The 611-nt window shown below is 52.9% G+C and carries 1 pseudogene; it reads right to left on the bottom strand.

Annotation, left to right across the window (positions count from 1 at the left end):
* A pseudogene (gene rsmI, locus BG74_RS17900) lies at positions 1 to 536 on the bottom strand (16S rRNA (cytidine(1402)-2'-O)-methyltransferase); the annotation flags it as partial.
* Between the last annotated feature and the right edge of the window lie 75 nt (positions 537 to 611).

Genomic DNA, 611 nt, shown 5'->3' with positions numbered 1-611 from the left:
AGGCTCTCCAGCAACCGGTGGGCAGACTCGTAGAAAATCAGCGTACGCGGCTCCTGTGCCTGCGCTTGCAGAGAATCGAGACGTGCTTTGCGCTTCGCCGGCAGGAACCCTTCATAACAAAAACGATCAGAGGGCAGTCCGGCGCCGGACAGTGCAGTAATGGCTGCGCAAGCGCCCGGCAACGGCACGACGCGAATCCCGGCCTCGCAGCAGCGGCGCACTAGATGATATCCCGGGTCGTTGATAAGCGGTGTGCCGGCATCAGAGACCAGCGCTATACTTTGTCCGTTTTGCAGTTTCGCTAATAAAACGTCCACCTTTTGCTGTTCATTATGGTCATGCAACGCGAACAGTCGCGCATTTATGGCAAAATGTTGTAACAATAGACCGGTATGACGGGTATCCTCAGCTGCAATAAGATCAACGCGCTGCAGGACAGACAGCGCCCGCCGGGTGATGTCCTCCAGATTACCAATAGGAGTCGGTACCACATACAGCGTTGCTGCGGAAATATCCGCTTGTTGGTGTTGATTCATTGTTTCATCCGGATTCCCAATTTAATATTGAGCACCTTGAAAAAACATCACTGGATACAGTATACTTTCACTGGG

Origin of the sequence: Sodalis-like endosymbiont of Proechinophthirus fluctus (genome assembly GCF_001602625.1) — a bacterium.
Classification (GTDB): Bacteria; Pseudomonadota; Gammaproteobacteria; order Enterobacterales; family Enterobacteriaceae.
The sequence above is the reverse complement of the archived record's forward strand: the minus strand, read 5'-3'. Positions and strand labels throughout refer to the sequence as shown.